16 protein-coding genes are annotated in these 18,852 nt (G+C 70.3%); 7 read left to right on the forward strand and 9 right to left on the reverse strand.

Going from position 1 to position 18,852, the window contains the following annotated elements:
* The first annotated feature begins 127 nt into the window (after positions 1-127).
* Entirely contained in the window at positions 128-961 is an 834-nt protein-coding gene (locus WAT24_RS00620) for a pirin family protein (protein ID WP_336805872.1), read from the forward strand.
* Positions 962-1,038: 77 nt separating this feature from the next.
* Here the strand turns inward: WAT24_RS00620 and WAT24_RS00625 are convergent, their stop codons facing one another.
* The 8 genes from WAT24_RS00625 to WAT24_RS00660 all read right to left on the reverse strand — a co-directional run bounded on the left by WAT24_RS00625 (position 1,039) and on the right by WAT24_RS00660 (position 11,933).
* Positions 1,039-1,584: a gluconokinase gene (locus tag WAT24_RS00625; protein ID WP_336805873.1), complete on the reverse strand. Its 546-nt coding sequence runs from the start codon at positions 1,582-1,584 to the stop codon at positions 1,039-1,041.
* 64 nt (positions 1,585-1,648) lie between these two features.
* Positions 1,649-2,470, reverse strand: a complete 822-nt coding sequence (locus tag WAT24_RS00630; RefSeq protein ID WP_425605199.1) for a carbohydrate ABC transporter permease — start codon at positions 2,468-2,470, stop codon at positions 1,649-1,651.
* Complete coding sequence (locus tag WAT24_RS00635) at positions 2,467-3,345, reverse strand: carbohydrate ABC transporter permease (protein WP_336805874.1); 879 nt, start codon at positions 3,343-3,345, stop codon at positions 2,467-2,469. The genes WAT24_RS00630 and WAT24_RS00635 overlap by 4 nt, the downstream gene beginning before the upstream one ends.
* A complete protein-coding gene (locus WAT24_RS00640) occupies positions 3,342-4,634 on the reverse strand; it encodes a sugar ABC transporter substrate-binding protein (RefSeq protein ID WP_425605200.1) in 1,293 nt (430 codons plus the stop codon). The genes WAT24_RS00635 and WAT24_RS00640 overlap by 4 nt, the downstream gene beginning before the upstream one ends.
* Before the next feature lie 57 nt (positions 4,635-4,691).
* Positions 4,692-6,152: a glucoamylase family protein gene (locus WAT24_RS00645; RefSeq protein ID WP_336805875.1), complete on the reverse strand. Its 1,461-nt coding sequence runs from the start codon at positions 6,150-6,152 to the stop codon at positions 4,692-4,694.
* A gap of 80 nt (positions 6,153-6,232) precedes the next feature.
* Positions 6,233-7,753 carry a tryptophan halogenase family protein gene (locus WAT24_RS00650; RefSeq protein WP_336805876.1) on the reverse strand — a complete coding sequence of 507 codons (1,521 nt, stop codon included), beginning with the start codon at positions 7,751-7,753 and terminating at the stop codon, positions 6,233-6,235.
* Between the two features lie 94 nt (positions 7,754-7,847).
* On the reverse strand, positions 7,848-10,871 hold the full coding sequence (locus WAT24_RS00655) for a TonB-dependent receptor (RefSeq protein ID WP_425605201.1): 3,024 nt from the start codon (positions 10,869-10,871) through the stop codon (positions 7,848-7,850).
* A gap of 42 nt (positions 10,872-10,913) precedes the next feature.
* Positions 10,914-11,933, reverse strand: a complete 1,020-nt coding sequence (locus tag WAT24_RS00660; RefSeq protein WP_336805877.1) for a LacI family DNA-binding transcriptional regulator — start codon at positions 11,931-11,933, stop codon at positions 10,914-10,916.
* Positions 11,934-12,189: 256 nt separating this feature from the next.
* Here WAT24_RS00660 and WAT24_RS00665 point away from each other — a divergent pair, with 256 nt between their 5' ends.
* Both WAT24_RS00665 and rsmG read left to right on the forward strand, forming a co-directional pair.
* Positions 12,190-12,645, forward strand: coding sequence for an SPFH domain-containing protein (locus WAT24_RS00665; protein ID WP_336805878.1), 456 nt, complete (start codon positions 12,190-12,192; stop codon positions 12,643-12,645).
* Between the two features lie 67 nt (positions 12,646-12,712).
* The gene (gene rsmG / locus WAT24_RS00670; protein WP_336805879.1) at positions 12,713-13,366 is read left to right on the forward strand and encodes a 16S rRNA (guanine(527)-N(7))-methyltransferase RsmG; all 654 of its coding nucleotides are present in this window, start codon (positions 12,713-12,715) and stop codon (positions 13,364-13,366) included.
* Positions 13,367-13,462: 96 nt separating this feature from the next.
* On the opposite strand, the gene WAT24_RS00675 is transcribed toward rsmG, so the two are convergent.
* Positions 13,463-14,812, reverse strand: a complete 1,350-nt coding sequence (locus WAT24_RS00675; protein ID WP_336805880.1) for a GH1 family beta-glucosidase — start codon at positions 14,810-14,812, stop codon at positions 13,463-13,465.
* 161 nt (positions 14,813-14,973) lie between these two features.
* On the opposite strand from WAT24_RS00675, the gene WAT24_RS00680 reads away from it, so the two are divergent.
* The 4 genes from WAT24_RS00680 to WAT24_RS00695 all read left to right on the forward strand — a co-directional run bounded on the left by WAT24_RS00680 (position 14,974) and on the right by WAT24_RS00695 (position 18,739).
* Positions 14,974-16,065: an ABC transporter ATP-binding protein gene (locus WAT24_RS00680; RefSeq protein WP_336805881.1), complete on the forward strand. Its 1,092-nt coding sequence runs from the start codon at positions 14,974-14,976 to the stop codon at positions 16,063-16,065.
* Positions 16,066-16,119: 54 nt separating this feature from the next.
* Positions 16,120-16,962 carry a ParA family protein gene (locus WAT24_RS00685; RefSeq protein ID WP_336805882.1) on the forward strand — a complete coding sequence of 281 codons (843 nt, stop codon included), beginning with the start codon at positions 16,120-16,122 and terminating at the stop codon, positions 16,960-16,962.
* Between the two features lie 2 nt (positions 16,963-16,964).
* On the forward strand, positions 16,965-17,831 hold the full coding sequence (locus WAT24_RS00690; protein ID WP_336805883.1) for a ParB/RepB/Spo0J family partition protein: 867 nt from the start codon (positions 16,965-16,967) through the stop codon (positions 17,829-17,831).
* Between the two features lie 191 nt (positions 17,832-18,022).
* Complete coding sequence (locus WAT24_RS00695; RefSeq protein ID WP_336805884.1) at positions 18,023-18,739, forward strand: glycosyltransferase family 2 protein; 717 nt, start codon at positions 18,023-18,025, stop codon at positions 18,737-18,739.
* The last annotated feature ends 113 nt before the right edge of the window (positions 18,740-18,852 follow it).

Raw genomic sequence — 18,852 nt, forward strand, 5'->3', positions numbered from 1 at the left:
CGCGCCCGTGTAGGTCCACGGGACGTGCGTGGTCTTGCCCGAGGAAACGATCCGTTCACGCGGTCGTGCTTGGCCGCGCCCGGCGCCGGCCCCATGCTTCGCCTGTTCCCATCCCCGGAGGCGTTCCATGAGCCAACGCACCATCACCCGCCGCGTGCGCGGCATCGACACCAATGACGGCGCCGGGGTCAAGCTCAAGCGCATCATCGGCCAGCCGAACCTGGACATGCTCGACCCGTTCCTGCTGCTGGACGAGTTCCGCTCCGACCAGGCCAACGACTACATCGCCGGCTTCCCCGAGCACCCCCATCGTGGTTTCGAGACGGTGACCTACATGCTCGCCGGGCACATGCGCCACGGCGACAACCACGGCAACCGCGGCGACCTCGGCCCCGGCAGCGTGCAATGGATGACCGCCGGTCGCGGCATCCTGCATTCGGAGATGCCGCAGCAGGAGAACGGCCTGATGTGGGGCTTCCAGCTGTGGGTCAACCTGCCGGCGGCGGACAAGATGACCGCTCCGCGCTACCAGGACATCGCGCCCGAGCGCATCCCGCAGGTGCAGCCGGCGCCGGGCGTGGACGTGCGGGTGATCGCCGGGTCGCTGGGCGACGCGGTCGGCCCGGTGCAGGGCGTCGCCACTGCACCGGTCTACCTGGACGTCGCGCTGGCCGCCGGCGCGCGCTTCGAGATCGAGCTGCCCGCCGCGCACCATGCGTTCGCCTACGTGTTCGAAGGCCCCAGCGCCGAGGTCGGCGGTGAGCCGCTGGCCCGCGGCGAGCTGGCCGTGTTGTCCGACGGCGACCGTCTCACCGTGGCCGCCGGCACCGCCGCCGCGCGCCTGCTGGTGGTCGCCGGGCGGCCGCTCAGGGAAAGCGTGGCGCGCTACGGGCCGTTCGTGATGAACACCCCGGCACAGATCCAGGAAGCGATCGCCGACTTCCGCGCCGGCCGTTTCTAGCGACCAGCGGACTTGCTCGCGATGTCTTTTCGCGGTCGCGTTCGACCGCAGCCGGGAGCATCGCGGGCGGGCCGCTGCTACCCTCGCCGCGGCACCGCCAGGCCCTGGTGCGCGAGCCCGCACAGCACCTGCGCGAGGGTGTCTTCCACCGGGCCGTTCGCCGCCACCCGCAGCGCGGGCTCGTCGCCGGCCGGTTCCTCCAGGGTGGCGAGCTGGCTGCCCAGCAGCTCGGGCGGCATGAAGTGGTCGCGCGCGCGCATGCGGCGCGCCAGCGCCTCGTGGGTCACCGCCAGGTACACGAAGCGCACGCCCGGCCCGGCCCGGCGCAGGCGCTCGCGGTAGACGCGGCGCAGTGCCGAGCAGGCCACCACGCCGGCGCGGCCGTCGGCCAGTTCCCTATGCATCCAGGCGGCGATGGCGTCGAGCCAGGGCCAGCGGTCGGCGTCCCGCAGCGGGATGCCCGCGCGCATCTTGGCGATGCTGGCGGGCGAGTGCAGGTCGTCGCCGTCGAGGAAGGCCCAGCCCAGCGTGGCGGCCAGGCGCCGGGCGATGGTGCTCTTGCCCGAGCCGGACACGCCCATCACCACGATCATCGCAGGCGTGGCCCGCGCCGTCTCGCTCATGCCGTTCGCCGCTCCCTGCCAGGTTCACGGCCGACCTTACCGGGTCGGGCGCCGGCGCGCGTGCTCATCCCTTCAGGCTGCCGAGCATGAGGCCCTGCAGGTAGTGCCGCTGCAGCAGCAGGAACAGCACCAGCACCGGCACCACGGTGACCACCGAGCCGGCCATCATCAGTTCGGTGTCCTGCGCATGCTCGCGCGAGAGCGAGGCGAGCGCGATCGGCAGCGTGTAGTGCTCCTGGCCGGTGAGCACGATCAGCGGCCACAGGAAGTCGTTCCAGGCGGTGAGGAAGGTGAACACCGCCAGCGTCACGATGATCGGCCTGAGCAGCGGCAGCACGATCTGCACGAAGATGCGCGCCTCGCCGGCACCGTCGATGCGTGCGGCCTCCAGCAGCTCGTCTGGGATGCCGCGGGCGTACTGGCGCACCAGGAAGATGCCGAACACGGTCGCCAGCGCCGGCGCGACGACCCCCGCGTAGGTGTTGACCAGCCCGGCGTACTTGAGCAGCAGGAACAGCGGCAGCATCGCCACCTGGGCGGGGATCACCAGTGCGCCGAGCAGGGCGCGGAACAGCCGCTCGCGGCCGCGGAAGCGCAGCTTGGCGAAGGCGTAGCCGGCCATCAGGTTGCAGGCCAGCGAGAGCAGCGTGCTCGCGCTGGCGATGGCGAAGCTGTTGAGCAGGTAGCGGCCCATGCCGGCGCGGGCGAACAGCGTGCGGTAGTGCGCGAGCGTCGGATGCGCGGGCAGCAGCGGCGGCGGCAGCGCGCCGGCTTCGCCCGGCGCCATGAACGAGGCCGACGCCATCCACGCCAGCGGCGCCAGCGCGACCAGCGCCATGCCGAGCAGCGCCCCGTTCACCAGTGCGCGTGCCAGCCGGGGGTTCACAGCGCCTCCCGCCGCCGCGCCAGGCGCAGCATCAGCGCGGTCACGGCGAACATCACCGCGAAAAGCAGGAAGGCGATCGCCGAGGCCGAACCCAGGTTCCACCAGGTGAAGCCCTCCTCGTACATCAGGTAGAGCACGCTGGTGGTGCTCTGCAGCGGACCGCCCTCGGTCATCACGTAGGGCTCGGCGAACAGCTGGAAGTAACCGGCCACGGTGAGGATCGACACCATCGCCAGGGTGGGCCCGAGCAGCGGCAGGGTGATGTGGCGGAACTGCCGCCAGAACGACGCGCCGTCGATGCGCGCGGCCTCGTACAGCTCGCCCGGGATCGCCTGCAGCCCGGCCAGCAGCAGGATCATGTTGTAACCGAAATTCTTCCACACCGCGTACAGGATGATCGCCGGCATCGCCCAGTGCGGGTCGCCCAGCCAGTCCACCGGATGGATGCCGACCAGGCCGAGCAGGTGGTTGATCCAGCCGTAGCGGGTGCTGAACAGGTAGCGCCAGACCACCGCGGTGGCCACCACCGTGGTCACCACCGGCGCGAACAGCGCGGTGCGGAAGAACGCCTGCGCGCGCGCCAGCGGCGAGTGCAGCAGCAGCGCCGCACCGAGCGAGACGCCGATCGACAGCGGCACGCCCACCCCGACGAAATACACCGTGTGCCCGAGCGCCGACCAGAACAGCGGCCGCTGCAGCAGCGCCCAGTAGTTGCCCAGGGCCACGAAACGCAGGTTGTGCAGGTCGGCCAGCGCGTACAGGTCGTAGTCGGTCAGGCTCAGCGCGAACGCCGCCAGCACCGGCAGCAGGAAGAACACGCCCAGCACGGCGAGTGCCGGCGCGAGGAACAGCCACGCGGCGAGCGGACGGTTCATCGCGTCTCCCGCCGGCGGTCGAGCACCCAGCGCCGCTTGGCGAGGATGCGGTCGGTGCGCCGGTCCAGCTCGGCAGCCGCCTGGTCGACGCTGAGCTCGCCCGCCACCGCCTGAGCGGCCAGCCGCTGCATCTCGTTGGCAATGCGCTCCCATTCCGGCACCGCCGGCGTCGGCCGTACCCGCTCGAGCTGTTCGCGGAAGGCCTGCGCCTTCGGGTCGTCACGCAGCACACCGCCCGCCCAGGACGCGCGCCGCGGCGGCATGTCGCCGAGCAGTTCGTAGAAGCGCTGCTGCACCTGCGGACGTGAGAGGTACTCGATCAGCGCCCACGCCGCCTGCTTGTGCGTGGAGCGGCGGAACACCACCAGGCTGGCGCCGCCGGCCAGGCCGGCGCCCGGACCGTCCGGCCCTGGCAGCGGCGCGGTGGCCCAGTCGCCCTGCTGCGCCGCCGGCAGGCGCCGGCGGAACTCGCCGATGTTCCAGGGCCCGGACAGGTAGAACGCGTACGTGCCGCGGCCGAACTCCACCCACGGATTGCCTGCCTCCACGTTGGTGATCGGCGGCGCCTGGTGCAGGCGGAAGGTGTCCACGTAGAAGGCCAGCGCGCGCTTGAAGCCGGCGCTCTCGAAATTGCCGTAGCGGCCGCCGTCGCGCAGCAGCGGATCGGGCTGCTGCAGGGCCAGCGAAAGCAGCTGTTCGTACTCGTTGGTGGGCAGCAGGATGCCGTACACGTGGCGCTGCGGATGGCTGAGCGCGGCGAGCATCCGCCGCCACTGCGCCCAGTCCCGGGGCGGCGCGTCGAACCCGGCCTGGCGCAGCAGGTCGCGACGGTAGAACAGCAGCCGGGTATCGACGTACCACGGCACGCCGTACAGCACGCCGCCCATCCGGTTGGTGGCCCAGATGCTGCGGAAGTAGTCGTCGGCGCGCACCACGGCCGAGCGCTCGACGTAGGGCTGCAGCGGTTCCAGTGCGCCGAGCGTGGCCAGTTCCGGCAGCCAGGTGTTGCCCAGCTGGCCCAGGTCCGGCGTGGCTCCGCCCGCGATGGCGGTGAGCAGCTTCTGGTGCGCCGCGGTCAGCGGGATCTGCTCCACCACCACCTTGAGGCCGGGGTGTTCGCGCTCGAACCCGGGCAGCAGCTGCACCACGGCCTCGCCCTCGCGGCCGAAGGTCCAGAAGGTCAGCGTCTGCGTGCCGGCGTCGCGCGCGCAGCCGGCCAGGGCGACGGCGGTCAGCAGCATCAACCGCAGCAGCCTGGTCGGAGCGAGCTTGCCCGCGATGCCTTTCATGACGCGAGCATCCGTGCAAAGGGCATCGCGGGCAAGCGCGCTGCGACCCGCGGCGGCTCAGGGCGTGGCCGGGCCCTGCGCCAGCCAGCCGCCGCTGAAGCCGGCGCGTTCCAGTCCCCTGCGGATGTACGGGTTGCGCCGCATCACCTTCCACACGAAGTCGCTGCGCCAGTTCTCGATCATCAGCACGATCGGGCCCTGGTCGATGCCCAGCTGCACGCTGTCGACCCAGCCCAGCTCCGGCACCAACCGGCCCGTGCGCAGCTCGGTGCGGGTGTGGAAGCTCGGGTTGAAGGCGTCGACGAAGCCGTAGCGGTCGTAGACGTATTTGCCATAGCGCTGCTTCATCGTCTCGAGTGCCGGGATCACGATCTCCGGCGCGAAGGCGATCGAGCCGCCCGCCGCGGTGGGGGCGATGGTGCCGTCGTCGGAAATGTAGTCCAGCCCGGCGCCGCGCGCGGTGTAGCCCTCGAACTTGAGCGTCTTCCCGCCCTGCTCCACCACGATGCCGCCCGGCCCGTTGCTGGCAGTCAGGCCCCACACGTTGGCGCCGTAGCCGGTCCAGCCGCCGGGGTTGGCGATCGCGTAGCTGCGCTGGCTGTAGGCGGCGCGGCGGCTGTTCTCGAAGTAATCGAGATCGTGCTTGCGGTTCCAGTCGTCGCGGATGCCGCGGAAGTCGACCCACACGTGGCTGTACTGGTGGCCGAACAGCGGCGCGAAGTTGAGGAACGTCTGGCCGTAGAAACGGCCCCAGGTCTCGTCGTTGGTCGAGGTCCAGGCCTTCCAGGCGTCGGGGGCCACCGGATGGGTCGGCGAGCCCAGCGCGAGGATGTAGACCAGCATGCCTTCGTTGTAGCCCTTCCAGTCGCTGGGGATGAACTTGCCGCCCGGGGTCCAGCCCATGCTGATCAGCGGCGGGCGCGCCTGCATCCAGGGCCAGTCGACGCGGCGGTAGATGGTGTCGGCGAGGGCGCGGATCGCGCGTTCGTCCGGCGTGTTGCGGTCGTAGTAGGACTGCGCGAACAGCACGCCGCCGAGCAGCAGCGTGGTGTCGACGCTGGACAGCTCCACCCAGCGGCCGAAGCGCTTGCCGGTCTTCATGTCGAGGAAGTGGTAGTAGAAGCCGTGGTAGCCGCTGGCATCGTCCTCGCTGCCGTTCTGCGGCGCGTCGGCAAGGAAGCGCAGCGTGGCGAGCGTGCGTTCGACCGCCTGCGTACGGGTGACGTAGCCACGCTCCACGCCGACGCCGTAGGCGGTCAGGCCGAAGCCCACGGCCGCGATGCTGGAAAAGGATTCGCCGGGAAAGTGGTCGGGCACCAGGCCGGTCTTCGGATCGGCGCTGTCCCAGAACCAGTCGAAGGTGCGCCGCTCGAGGTCGTCGACCAGCGTGCGCTGCGTGGGCGTCAGCGTGTCGTAGGTGGTCGCGCGAGGGGTGGCGGTGGCGGCCCGGGCGGGGCCGACGGCAAGGGTCGTGGCCAGTAGGGCGGAAGTCAGTGCGAGCGCAGATCGAAAAAGCATCGTGATACGGCATCCGTGGGGGGTGGAAGACAACCGGCCACCGCCGAACGGCGAACGGAAGGGACGGGCGCAGGGGCCGCTCACGCCGGCATCGGCGTGGCGGCGCAGCAGCGCTCGATGAAGGCGGCATGGCTGGGCATCGCCTGCACGCAGTTGGCGATCACCCGGCCGACGCTGGCGATGTAGCCCTCCATGTCGGCCTGCGCGACCTGGTCGACCAGCGGGTGGTAGGTCTCCGGCACGATGCCCTGGCCGATCATCACCTGCACCCAGCTGACCAGCGCGAACATCTCCTCGCCCTGGCGGAAGAAGCGGCCGCTGTCGCGGAACAGCCGGATCGTCTCGGCCAGCGCCGGCGGGATCGCCATCGTGCGGCAGTCGTTCCAGAACGCGCTGTCGCTGCGCTGGGTGGCGTGATAATGCAGGATCAGGAAATCGCGGATGCGCTCGTACTCGAACACCGACTGGGCGTTGTAGCGCTCGATCAGTACCGGGTCGAAATCGCTCCACGGGAACAGGTTGAGGAACTTGGCGATGCCCGACTGCACCAGGTAGATGCTGGTCGACTCCAGCGGCTCCATGAAGCCGCTGGCCAGGCCGAGGGCGACCACGTTGCGGTTCCAGAACTTGCGCCGCATGCCGGCGGTGAAGCGCAGCACGCGCGGCTCGCCGAGCGGGCGGCCGTCCAGGTGCTTCAGCAGCGTGGCGGCGGCCTCGTCGTCGCTGAGGTGCGCGCTGGAATAGACGTGGCCGTTGCCGGTGCGGTGCTGCAGCGGGATGCGCCATTGCCAGCCTGCGGCATGCGCGGTGGCGCGCGTGTACGGCGTGGGCGGGCCGACCTTCTCGCACGCGACCGCCACCGCGCGGTCGCACGGCAGCCAACGGCTGAAGTCGTCGTAACCGGTGTGCAGCGCCTGCTCGATCAGCAGGCCGCGGAAGCCGGAGCAGTCGACGAACAGGTCGCCGCCGATGCGCTCGCCGGAGGCCAGCGTGACCGCCTCCACGAAGCCGCTGTGCGGATGCAGCGCGACGTCGACGACCTTGCCCTCGATGCGCCGCACGCCCTGGCGTTCGGCGTACTCGCGCAGGAAGCGCGCGTACAGTCCGGCATCGAACTGGTAGGCATAGGCGATGTTGGCCAGCGGCGAGGTGGGCGGTACGTCGCTTGCCGAGACCATGAACCTGCCCTGCTCGGCGGCCAGCGCGTTGAGCGAGTACGTGCCGAGGTCGGCCGCCTTGCCCTGCCGGCGCGCCTTCAGCCAGTACTGGTGAAAAGGCAGCAGGCCCAGGTCGGGGCCGAGGTTGCCGAAGCTATGGAAGTAGCGCTCGCCGATGCGGCCCCAGTCGTTGAACTGGATGCCGAGCTTGAAGCTGCCCTGCGTGCGCCGCACGAACTCGGCCTCGTCGATGCCGAGCAGGTTGTTGAACAGCTTCAGGTGCGGCACGGTCGATTCGCCCACGCCGACGATGCCGATCTCGTCGGACTCGACCAGGCGGATCGTGTAGCGCCCGCCGAGCACCTTGGCGAAGGCGGCGGCCGCCATCCAGCCGGCGGTGCCGCCACCGACGATGACGATGTCGCGAATGGGCTGTCCGCTCATGGGCAGGCTCGGAGGTACGGTGCGGTGGCGTGCCGCCCGCACGGCCCCGTGGGACCGTGCGGGCGGGGCCATGCGGGTTGCTGCGGGCGACGCACTAGAAGTTCAGTCCGACCTCGAACTTGAACGTACGCGGCACGAAGGTGATGTTGCCGGTCCGGTTGTAGCTGACGGTGGTCTGGCCGTTCGCGACCACCGGGAGGTAGTCGACGAAGTTGTCCCAATTGAACACGTTGAGCACGTCGAAGCGGCCGAACAGCGTCACGCCGTGACCCAGGTCGAAGTTCTTGGTCGCCTGGAAGTCGACGTCGCGGTAACCCCAGATCTTGCCGCCGAACAGGAAGCGCGAACCCCCCGGCGTGGCCGCCACCGGGGTGCAGTTGGTCCCGGTCGGGAACTCGACGCCCGGATAGCACGAGATGCCGTTGTAGGGCAGCGGCGTGGCGAGTGTGAGCTTGGCCGACAGCGTGGTGCCCCACGGGCCGTCCACGTTGCCGGTGGCGACGAAACGGTGCTTGGCCGCGGCGTTGGACGTGATGAACGGGTAATCGCCGATCGTCGCTTCGTCGAACGAGTAGTGCTCGTTGATGTCGCGATTCTGCTTGGCGTGGGTGAAGGTGTAGGCGAAGGTCGCGCCCCAGTGCGATTCCCTGGTGTAGGGCTTCTCGGCCGACAGCAGCACCTGGGTGGTGCGGGTCTGGATGCCGTTGTTGCCCACGATCAGCGCGCCGAAGCCCGGCACGCCGTTGCCCCATGGCTGGCTGTTGTTCTGGAAGAACGCGCCGTTCGGGTAGCGGTTGCCCAGGGTGAAGGCGAAGCCGTCGTAGCTGAGGATGCGCGTGACGGTGGCGCTGGTGTTCCAGTCGCCGACCTGGTTGCGCATGCCGAGGCTGAACTGGTCGGAGTAAGGCGCCTTCAGGTGGTTGTTGAGCAGGTCGACCTCGGTGCCGGCGTTGCTGCTGGGGCCGAGCAGCGCCTGCAGGTTGGCCAGGCCGTTGAGGTAGGCCGGATCCCAGTCGTAGCAGGGCGTCGCGTCGCGGTGGCACAGCCCGGTCGCCGGATCGCGGAAGTAGATCGTGTACTGCGGCAGCGCCGACTTGGTGGTCTCCAACTGCAGGTAGTCGTACAGGTCGCGGTCGTAGGCCCGTCCTGCGCCGCCGAAGATCACGTGGGCCTCGTCGCCGAACAGGTCGTAGGAGAAGCCCAGGCGCGGCTGCCACTCGCCCTTGTAGGCGGAGCGGTTGCGGCCGCTGCTGATGTAGTCGTTGACGTCGATGCCGCCGAGCGCCAGCGACTGCGCGTAGGTCTGGCCGGCGGGCGCGTTCGGGTCCTGGCTGTTGAGCGCGGCCACCACGTTCGCCGGGGTGACGAAGTTGGTGTACGAGGGCGTGCGTTCGTAGTCCCAGCGCACGCCCAGGTTCAGCGTGAGCTTGTCGGTGACGTCCCAGTCGTCCTGCACGTAGGCACCGAACTGGTGGCTCTTGGTCGACACCGTGGGCGAGAGGCCCAGCCCCGTCACCGGCTTGGTGAAGAACGCCTTGTACGGCGTGCTTCCGGTACCGGCCGGCGTCACGTTGTAATAGAACTGCGGGTTCACGTCGGCCGCGTCGGCCGCGTGCAGCGTGACCATCTTCTTCTTGAAGCCCAGCTTGATCACGTGGTCGCCGTGCCACTCCAGGTCGTTGAACGTGAGGTCATCCTGGATCGCGGGGCCCTTCTGGCCCTTGTTCTGGGTGGCCAGCGGGTTGGCCGCACCGGTCTCGATGATCACCGGATCGTCTGATGCCCGCTCCCAGGTGTAGACCGCGCCGTTGCCGTAGTTGAGCGCGGTGGGCGCGTTGAAGGCGTCCTCGTAGGTCAGCAGCAGTTCGTTGAAGTACAGGTCGCCGCTGTGCTGCCAGCGCAGTGCGTAGCGCTTGTCGTTGTTGCGGGTGGTGTACGCCGCCGAGGCGGCGGTCTGGTTGCCGACGCCGCCGAGCTGGTCTTCCTGGCGGATCTGCGCGCTGGCCTCGAAGCGGTCGCGGTCGGTCGGCTCCCAGTCGATCTTGCCGAAATACAGGTCTTCCTTGAAGTTGAGGCCGGCGGGGCCGAACTGCGACGCGACGCTGCCCGGCAGGAAGGGCACGCCCGGTGCGCCGTCCGCACTGGGCACGACCGTGATCGGCGTATCGAAGCGCTTGGCCTCGTACGTCGCGAAGAAATGCATCTTGTCCTTGATGATCGGACCGCCGAGCGCGAAGCCGTACTCCTTCTCGTTGGACGGCGTCTTGGTGCCGGAGTCCCGCTCGGCGGGCGTGCGCTCGCGGAACGCATCGTTGGTGTAGCGGTAGTAGGTCTCGCCGTGGAACTCGTTGGTGCCCGACTTGGTCTGGGCGGTCACCGCGGCGGAGGAGATCTGGTCGTACTCGGCCTTGTAGTTGGAGGTGATGACCTTGTACTCGCCGATCGCCAGCTGCGGGAACGGGTTGCCCTGGCTGCCGAACTGTCCGCTGACGCCGCCTTCCTTGACGTAGCTCTTCTGGCCCACGCCGTCGATGTAGACGTTGACCGAACTGGTGTTCATGGCGCCGCCGCGCAGCGACGTGTTGCCCTTCGGGTCGACCGTGAACACCATGCCCGGCACGGTGTCGGCGAACTCGAGGAAGTTGCGCGAGATCTGCGGGATGGTCTGGATCTGGCGCAGCGAGATGGTGTTGCCGACCTCGGAGGTCTTCACCTCCTGCAGCGTGGTGGCGGTGACCGACACCCCGGTCAGCGTGGTGGCGTTGGCGGCCGACGGCGCGCTCGGCGCGACCGGCTGCGGCTGGCCCAGGTTCAGCGTGGCGGTGGAGGCGACGGTGAGGGTGACGGTGCGCTCGGTGCCGGGGCCGGCGTCGACCTGGTAGGTGCCGGGCTGCAGGCCGGGCAGCGCGTAGCTGCCGTCGGCGCCGGTGCGCGTGCGGCGCACCGAGCCGGTCGCCACGTTGCGGGCGGTGACTTCGGCGTTGGCCGGGCCGGTGCCGCGCAGCGTGGCGTTGGCGGTCTGCGCCCAGGACACGTTCGGGGCGGCGGCGAGCGTGGCGACCGAGCCGGTGATCAGGCTGGCCAGCAGACGTTTCTTCAAGCGCAACATGGTGTTCATGGCTCCCTCCCTCGAGGGCCGGTGCTAGTGGGGATGGTTGTTTCAGGCGGGTGATGCGTTCGTGAGTTCGGCGCCACAGGTGCCGCGCACCACGACCTCGCAACCCAGGGTGTCGGCAACGTTCGGCGATCCGTCGGTCGCGTCCAGCCGCTCGGCCAGCCGTTCGAGTGCGCTGCGGCCCAGGTCGGCAATGCGTACGCGCACGGTGGTCAGCGGCGGCGTCAGGTAACGGGCGATCGGGATGTCGTCGAAGCCGGCCAGCGCGATGTCCTCGGGGACACGCAGGCCGGCCTCCTTGAAGGCGTACAGGCAGCCCACCGCCATCATGTCGTTGGCGGCGAACACGGCGCGCGGGCGATCGGGCCGTCCCAGCAGCGTGGTCGCCGCCGCGTAGCCGGATTCCTCGGTGAACTCGCCCGGTACCACGTCGCAGGCCACGCCGGGCGCGTAGTGGGTCATCGCCGCGCGATAGCCACGCTCGCGCTCGCGCGCGTCGAAGTTCGCCGCGGGGCCGGAGACGAAGGCGACGTGCGCGTGGCCCACTTCGCGCAGCAGGTGGCGCATCATCGCGTAGGCGCCGCCGTAGTTGTCCACGTTGAGCACGTCGTAGGCCGGGCTGCGCACCGCGCTGTTGAGCAGCACGGCGGGTGTGGTCTCGGGCAGGTTGGCGCGCAGGAAAGGCGCGTCCACCCGCGGCGACAGGATCACCAGGCCGTCGACCCGTCCCTGCATGGCGCGCAGCGCCGTGGCGGCTTCCTCGATGCTGTCGTGCGAGCTGGACACCAGCAGGTGCAGGCCGCGCGCGCGGGCGGCCTGGTCGAGGCCGCGGATGAGCTCGGAAAAGAACTCGCCGTGCAGGTCCGGCAGCAGTGCGCCGATGGTGTGGGTCCGCCGGGTGATCAGGCTGCGCGCCGCGACGTGCGGCACGTAGCGCAGCCGGGTGGCGATCTCACGGATGCGCTCGACCGTCTCGGGAGTCACGCCCCGATGGCCGTTGAGCGCGCGCGACACCGACGCCACCGAGACACCGGCTTCGCGTGCCACGTCTTTGATCGTCACCATGCCTTCGGCCCCCGAGGTCGCGCCGGGCGGCGAACGTAAACGTTTTCGCGCGCGAAAGTAAAGTTGCAGCGAAGCAAAGCCCGCCCGCCCGTCTCAAGTCGGCGCCGGCGCGGCCGATGCCCGATCGAAGGGCCAGGCTGCGGATCTGTGCGCTGTCTCGCAGCCGGCTCGTTAAAAGCCCATTAACATGAATTCATGCAAGATGTTGCGTGACCTGCTGCCCAGTGCCCTGAGAAGAACCTCGTAACCCACGGACATGACTACCTTTTTGCTCGCAACGATCGCCTGTCTGGCTGTGACCGCCAGCGTGGTCAAGCGCGTGCCGGAGGGCCAGGTCTACAGCCTCTATCGCGGCGGCAGGCTGCTGCGCCTGCTGCAGCCGGGCCTGCACGTGGTGCTGCCGGGGCTGCAGCGGATCGGCCACCGCATCGACCTGAGCGGCCAGGTGCTGCATTTCCAGGAGGCCCTGAAGTGCGCGCACGACGTGCGCGGGACGGTCTACTGGCAGGTGCTGGAGCCGGAGCGTGCCGACGCGGTGATCGACCAGGTCGAGCAGCTGATCCGCAGCGGCGCGCTGGACGCGCTCGAAGCGGAGCCGGCGGTGGCCAAGGAAAACCGCCGCGACCTCGGCAGCCGCCTGAAGCAACGGCTCAACGCGGCGCTGCGCGAGCGCGGCATGATGGTGACCCGGGTCGAACTGGAAGTCGCCTGAGCCGCGCGGCTGGCTTCGCGCACGGCCGCATCCGATACTGGGCGGCTCCCGCCTCACGAGCCTCCGCATGACCCGCGCCGCCCTGCACGCCCGCCTCGAACACGGCCTCGCCGCGCTGGGCCTGGCCCTGCCCGGGCAGGCGGTCGAGCGGCTGCTCGACTACCAGGCGCTGCTGGAGCGCTGGAACGGCACCTACAACCTCACCGCCGTCCGCGACCCGGAAGGCATGGTCACCCGCCACCTGCTCGATTCGCTGGCGATCCTCCCCTACGTGCGCGGCGCCACGCTGGCCGATCTCGGCACCGGCCCGGGCCTGCCCGGCATCCCGCTGGCGATCGCCGCGCCGGGCCGCGAGGTGGTGCTGGTCGATTCCAACGGCAAGAAGGTGCGCTTCCTGCGCGAGGCGATCCGCGCGCTGCAGCTGGAAGGCGTGCGCGCCGTGCAGTCGCGCGTGGAGGAAGTCGAGGGCCGGTTCGACTGCATCACCGCGCGCGCCTTCGCCAGCCTCGGCGACATGCTCGGCTGGGGCGGTCACCTGCTGGCGCCGGAGGGGATCTGGCTGGCGATGAAGGGCAAGCCCGCCGACGAGGAGCTGCCCGGCATCCCGCCGGGCTTCGAACTGCGCGCACGCCATGCCCTCGAGGTGCCGGGACTGGACGCCGAGCGGCACCTGCTGGTGCTCGGCCACGTGCCTGCGTCCGGCGCGGTAACCGCCGCGTAGGGGCGAGCTGGCCTCGGATGATTGTCTGGCCTGCGTCCCTGCGGGGCCGAGAGCATCGCGGGCAAGCGCGCTCCGAGCGCCTACGGCGACGGGCGCCTAGGCGCCCAGTACCGCACCGTGACTGGCGATCACCTCGGCGTACAACCGGGCGCTGGCCTTGGGCGTGCGCTTCTGCGTGGCGAAATCGACGTGGTAGAGACCGAAGCGCTTGCTGTAGCCGAGCGACCATTCCAGGTTGTCCAGCAGCGACCAGGCGTAGTAGCCCCTGACGTCGACGCCGGCTTCGATCGCCGCATGCAAGGCCTGCAGGTGCCTGCGCAGGTAGTCGGCGCGCGGCGGGTCGTCGAGCACCTCGCCGTCGGCCACCGGCGGATCCGGGAAGGCGGCGCCGTTCTCGGTGACGTACAGCGGCAGGTCGCCGTAGCGGTCGCGAAACCAGGTCAGCGTGTCGACCATGCCCTGCGGATAGACCTCCCAGCCGGTTTCGGTGTAGGTCGCCTGCGGCTGGCGCACCGGCGAGGCCTGCAGCGGGTACTGCCCGGGATCGTGGCGCACGACTGCGCGCGTGTAGTAGTTGATGCCGACGAAGTCCGGGCGCTGGCAGGTGAGCGCGAAGTCGGCCTCCGGAATCGCCGGCCAGGCCTCGCCGAAGACCTCGTGCAACTCGGGCGGATAGCGCCCCAGCAGCGCCGCGTCGGCGAACTGCTCGTTCATGTAGGCGTGCGCGCGGCGGGTGGCGGCCAGGTCCTGCGCGCTGGAGGTGGCGGGGTACTTCGGCTCGATGTTGAACACCACGCCGATGTGGTGCCGCCCGTGCGCGCGGTAGGCCTGGATCGCCGCGCCGCTGGCGCGCATCAGGTTGTGCGCGACCCGCGGCGCCTCGTACTTGCTGCGGTGGCCGGGGGCGAGCGTGCCGTGCAGGTAGCCGCCGTCGACCACCACCCAGGGCTCGTTGATCGTGGTCCACTGCCTCACGCGACCGTCCAGCGCGCGGAACATCACCTGCGCGTACTCGGCGAACCAGTGGGCGACGTCCCGGTTGAGCCAGCCGCCGCGGTCGTCCAGCGCGGCGGGCAGGTCCCAGTGGAACAGTGTGGCGTTCGGTTCGATGCCGTTGGCCAGCAGTTCGTCGACCAGGCGCGCATAGAAATCGAGCCCCTTCGGATTGATCCGCCCGGTACCCTCCGGCAGCACGCGGGCCCAGTTGATGGAGAAGCGGTAGCCGGTCAGGCCCAGTGCCTTCATCAGCCGCACGTCCTCCCGGAAGCGCCGGTAGTGGTCGCAGGCGACGTCGCCGGTGGCGCCGTCGCGCATCATGCCGGGGGTGTGGGCGAAGCGTTGCCAGATGCTCGGCCCGGCGCCGTCGGCCAGCGGCGAGCCTTCGATCTGGTAGGCGGAGGTGGCGGCGCCCCACAGGAATCCATCGGGAAAGCGCAGGCGCGTCATGCAGGGGCTCGCTGGCGGAAACGGGGGCGTCGCGGCAAACGCTCGCGCCGGCAGGATAGCCGAAGCGTTCCTGGCACACAGCCTCGGCGCGGCGATCGTGCGGCTGCTGGGGACGCGCGTGCCGCCCACGTAGAATGGCCCGAACACCTCCGGGATCCCCGATGGCCGTCGTCCGCCTGGACAAGCTGCGCAAGGTCTACCCGAACGGCCACGTCGCCGTTGCCGACGCGAGCTTCGAGGTCGGCGACGGCGAGCTGCTGGTGCTGGTCGGGCCGTCCGGCTGCGGCAAGACCACCCTGTTGCGGATGATCGCCGGCTTGGAGGCGATCAGTGCCGGCACTCTCGCCATCGACGGTCGCGTGGTGAACGAACTGGCGCCACGCGACCGCGACATCGCCATGGTGTTCCAGAACTACGCGCTGTACCCGCACATGACCGTGGCCGAGAATCTGGGCTTCGCCCTCAAGCTGCGCGGGCGGCCGCGCGAGGAAATCGCCGGGCGCGTGCGCGAGGCCGCGCGCCTGCTGGAGCTCGAATCCCGCCTGGACGCGCGGCCGGCCGCGCTGTCCGGAGGGCAGCGCCAGCGCGTGGCGCTGGGGCGCGCGCTGGTGCGCGATCCGAAGGTATTCCTGCTGGACGAGCCGCTCTCGAACCTGGATGCCAGGCTGCGCCTGGCGATGCGGGTGGAGATCGCGCGCCTGCACCGCCGGCTCGGCGCCACCATGGTCTACGTCACCCACGACCAGGTCGAGGCGATGACCCTGGGCCAGCGCATCGTGGTGATGGACGCCGGGGTGGTGCAGCAGATCGACACGCCGATGGCGCTGTACCGGCGGCCGGCCAACCTGTTCGTGGCCTGCTTCCTGGGCAGTCCGGCGATGAACCTGCTGCGCGGCACCCTGCACGTCGGCGACGGCCTGCGGCTGGCCGGCGCGCAGGGCCCGGTGCCGCTCGGCCTGCCGCCGCAGGCGGCCGCGCTGGCGCCCTGGCACGGGCGCGAGCTGGTCCTGGGCGTGCGCCCGGAGGACCTGCAGCCGGCCGGTGAAGGCCGCCCGGGCCGGCTGCAGGCGCAGCTGGAGCTGATCGAGCCGGTCGGCAACGAGATCTTCCTCAACCTGCGTTACGGCGCGCAGACGCTGGTTTCGCGGGTGCCGCCGCGGCCGCTGCCCGCGCCCGGCGCCCCCCTGGCGCTGGACTTCGCGCCGGAGCGGCTGCATTTCTTCGACGCGGCGACCGGGGTCCGGATCGCGTGAGGCCGACCGGGTACACTAGGTTCCCTTTTCCGCGCAACCGGTAGCTATCGTCCCATGGCCCGCATCATCGCTGTCGCCAACCAGAAGGGCGGCGTCGGCAAGACCACGACGGCGGTCAATCTCGCTGCTGCCTTGGCCGCCGCCAAGCGCAAGGTGCTGCTGGTCGACCTCGATCCGCAGGGCAACGCCACCATGGCCTCCGGCGTGGACAAGCACGAGGCCAAGCCCAACGGCTGCGAGGTGCTGCTGGAGGAATCGCCGATCGAGCGCGCCATCGTCACCACCGAGGCGCACTACGACCTGCTGCCCGGCAACGGCGACCTCACCGCCGCGGAACTCAAGCTGATGGACGCGCTGGCGCGCGAGAGCCGGCTCAAGGAGCAACTGGTCAAGGTCGCCGACCGCTACGACACCATCCTGATCGACTGCCCGCCCTCGCTGCACCTGCTCACGCTCAACGCGCTGGCCGCGGCCGACGGCCTGCTGGTGCCGGTGCAGTGCGAGTACTTCGCGCTGGAAGGGCTCTCCAGCCTGCTCGACACGGTCAAGGCGGTGCGCCAGCGGCTGAACCCCAAGCTCGAGATCGAGGGCCTGCTGAGGACCATGTACGACGTGCGCAACAACCTCGGCAACGAGGTCTCCGCGCAGCTCACCCAGCACTTCGGCGACAAGGTGCTGCGCTCGATCATCCCGCGCAACGTGCGCCTGGCCGAGGCGCCCAGCCACGGCCAGCCGATCCACTTGTACGACCGCAGCTCGCGCGGCGCCATCGCCTACATCGGCCTGGCCGGCGAGATCATCCGCCGCGAACGCGGCGCGCAGGCCGCCGTGGCCGCGCTCAACGACATGCACGACACCGGTGCGCCGCTCGACGCGGCCGCCGACATCCAGGAGTAATCATGGCCGCCGCCAAGAAACGGGGACTCGGTCGCGGGCTGGACGCGCTGCTCGGCGGCGACGCCGCCGGCCCGTCGGTCGTCGAGCAGGAGGGCGAGCTGCGCAGCCTGCCGATCCAGCACATCCAGCCCGGCAAGTACCAGCCGCGCCGGCACTGGAACGAGGAGGCGCTGGACGAACTGGCCGCCTCGATCAGGGCACAGGGCCTGATCCAGCCGGTGGTGGTGCGCGAACTGGGTCGCAACAGCTACGAGCTGATCGCCGGCGAGCGCCGCTGGCGCGCGGCGCAGCGCGCGCAGATGAGCGAGATCCCGGCGCTGGTCAAGACGGTGGACGAGGCCGCCGTGCCGGCGATGGCGCTGATCGAGAACATCCAGCGCCAGGACCTCACGCCGCTGGAAGAGGCCGATGCGCTCAAGCGGCTGATCGACGACTTCGACCTCACCCACCAGCAGGCCGCCGATGCGGTGGGCCGCTCGCGCGCCGCGGTGTCCAACCTGCTGCGCCTGACCGAGCTGCCGGCCGCCATCAAGAAGCTGCTCGACGAAGGCAAGCTCGAGATGGGCCACGCCCGCTGCCTGGTGACGCTGGACGAGGCCATCGCGGTGCCGCTGGCGCGGCAGGCCTCGACCCTGGGCTGGAGCGTGCGCGAGCTGGAGGACGCCGCCCGCCGCGCGCAGAGCGCGCCCAAGGGCAAGGCCAAGGCGGCGCCGGCGCGCGACCCGAACATCGACGCGCTGGAACGCGAGCTGGGCGAACGCTTCGCCACCCGCGTGGAGGTGGCGCAGGGCCGCGGCGGTCGCGGCAAGCTGGTGATCCACTACCACAGCAACGACGAGCTGGACGGCATCCTGGGCAAGCTGCGCTAGCGTCCCTTCTCCCTTTGGGAGAAGGTGCCCGCAGGGCGGATGAGAGTACGGTCGAAGCGCGGTGACGCATCCTTCCGCAAGCCCCGTACCCTCACCCCAACCCTCTCCCGGAGGGAGAGGGAGCTATGGCGCCTGCGCCGCTGGCCCGCATCGGCGATAATCGCCGCCCGATCGTTCCCCGGACAGGCCTCATGCCCGAGCTTTCCGTCGTCGTGCCCGTGTTCAACGAGCGCGACAACATCCCGCCCCTGCTTGCCGAAATCGCCGCCGCGCTGCGCGGCCGGGTCGATTTCGAGATCGTCTACGTCGACGACGATTCGACCGACGACAGTCGCGCCGTGCTGGCCGCACAGAAGGCCGCTTACCCGGAACTGCGCGTGCTGCACCACGTCACCCGCAGCGGCCAGAGCACCGCGGTGTGGAACGGCGTGCGCGCCGCGCGCGGCACGTGGATCGCCACCCTCGACGGCGACGGCCAGAACGACCCGGCCGACATCCCGAGGCTGCTCGAGGCGCGCAGGGCCGCGCCCTCCGAGGTCAAGCTGTTCGCCGGCTGGCGCACCACCCGGCGCGACAGCTTCAACAAGCGGATCTCCTCCAAGATCGCCAACGCGGTGCGCTCGCGCATGCTCAAGGACGCTACGCCCGATACCGGCTGCGGCCTGAAGCTGTTCGAGCGCGAGACCTTCCTGCGCCTGCCCTACTTCGACCACATGCACCGCTACCTGCCGGCGCTGGTGCGCCGGGCCGGCTTCGAGAGCCGCAGCGTGCCGGTCGGCCACCGCCCGCGCACCGCCGGCACCTCCAAGTACGGCATGCTCGACCGCCTGTGGGTCGGCCTGGCCGACCTGCGTGGCGTCGCCTGGCTGATGCGCCGGGCCAAGGTCACCCGCGTCGAGGAAGACTGACCCCTGCGGTGTAGCCGTGGGCTCGCGCGCTGGCCCTTGCCTTTGTCGCCACACCGCGGCCGGAGCATCGCGAGCAGGCTCGCTCTACCTCCGGCGACGGCGGGCCTGCTTCG

It is taken from the genome of Fulvimonas yonginensis, assembly GCF_037137055.1.
GTDB lineage: Bacteria > Pseudomonadota > Gammaproteobacteria > Xanthomonadales > Rhodanobacteraceae > Frateuria_A > Frateuria_A yonginensis.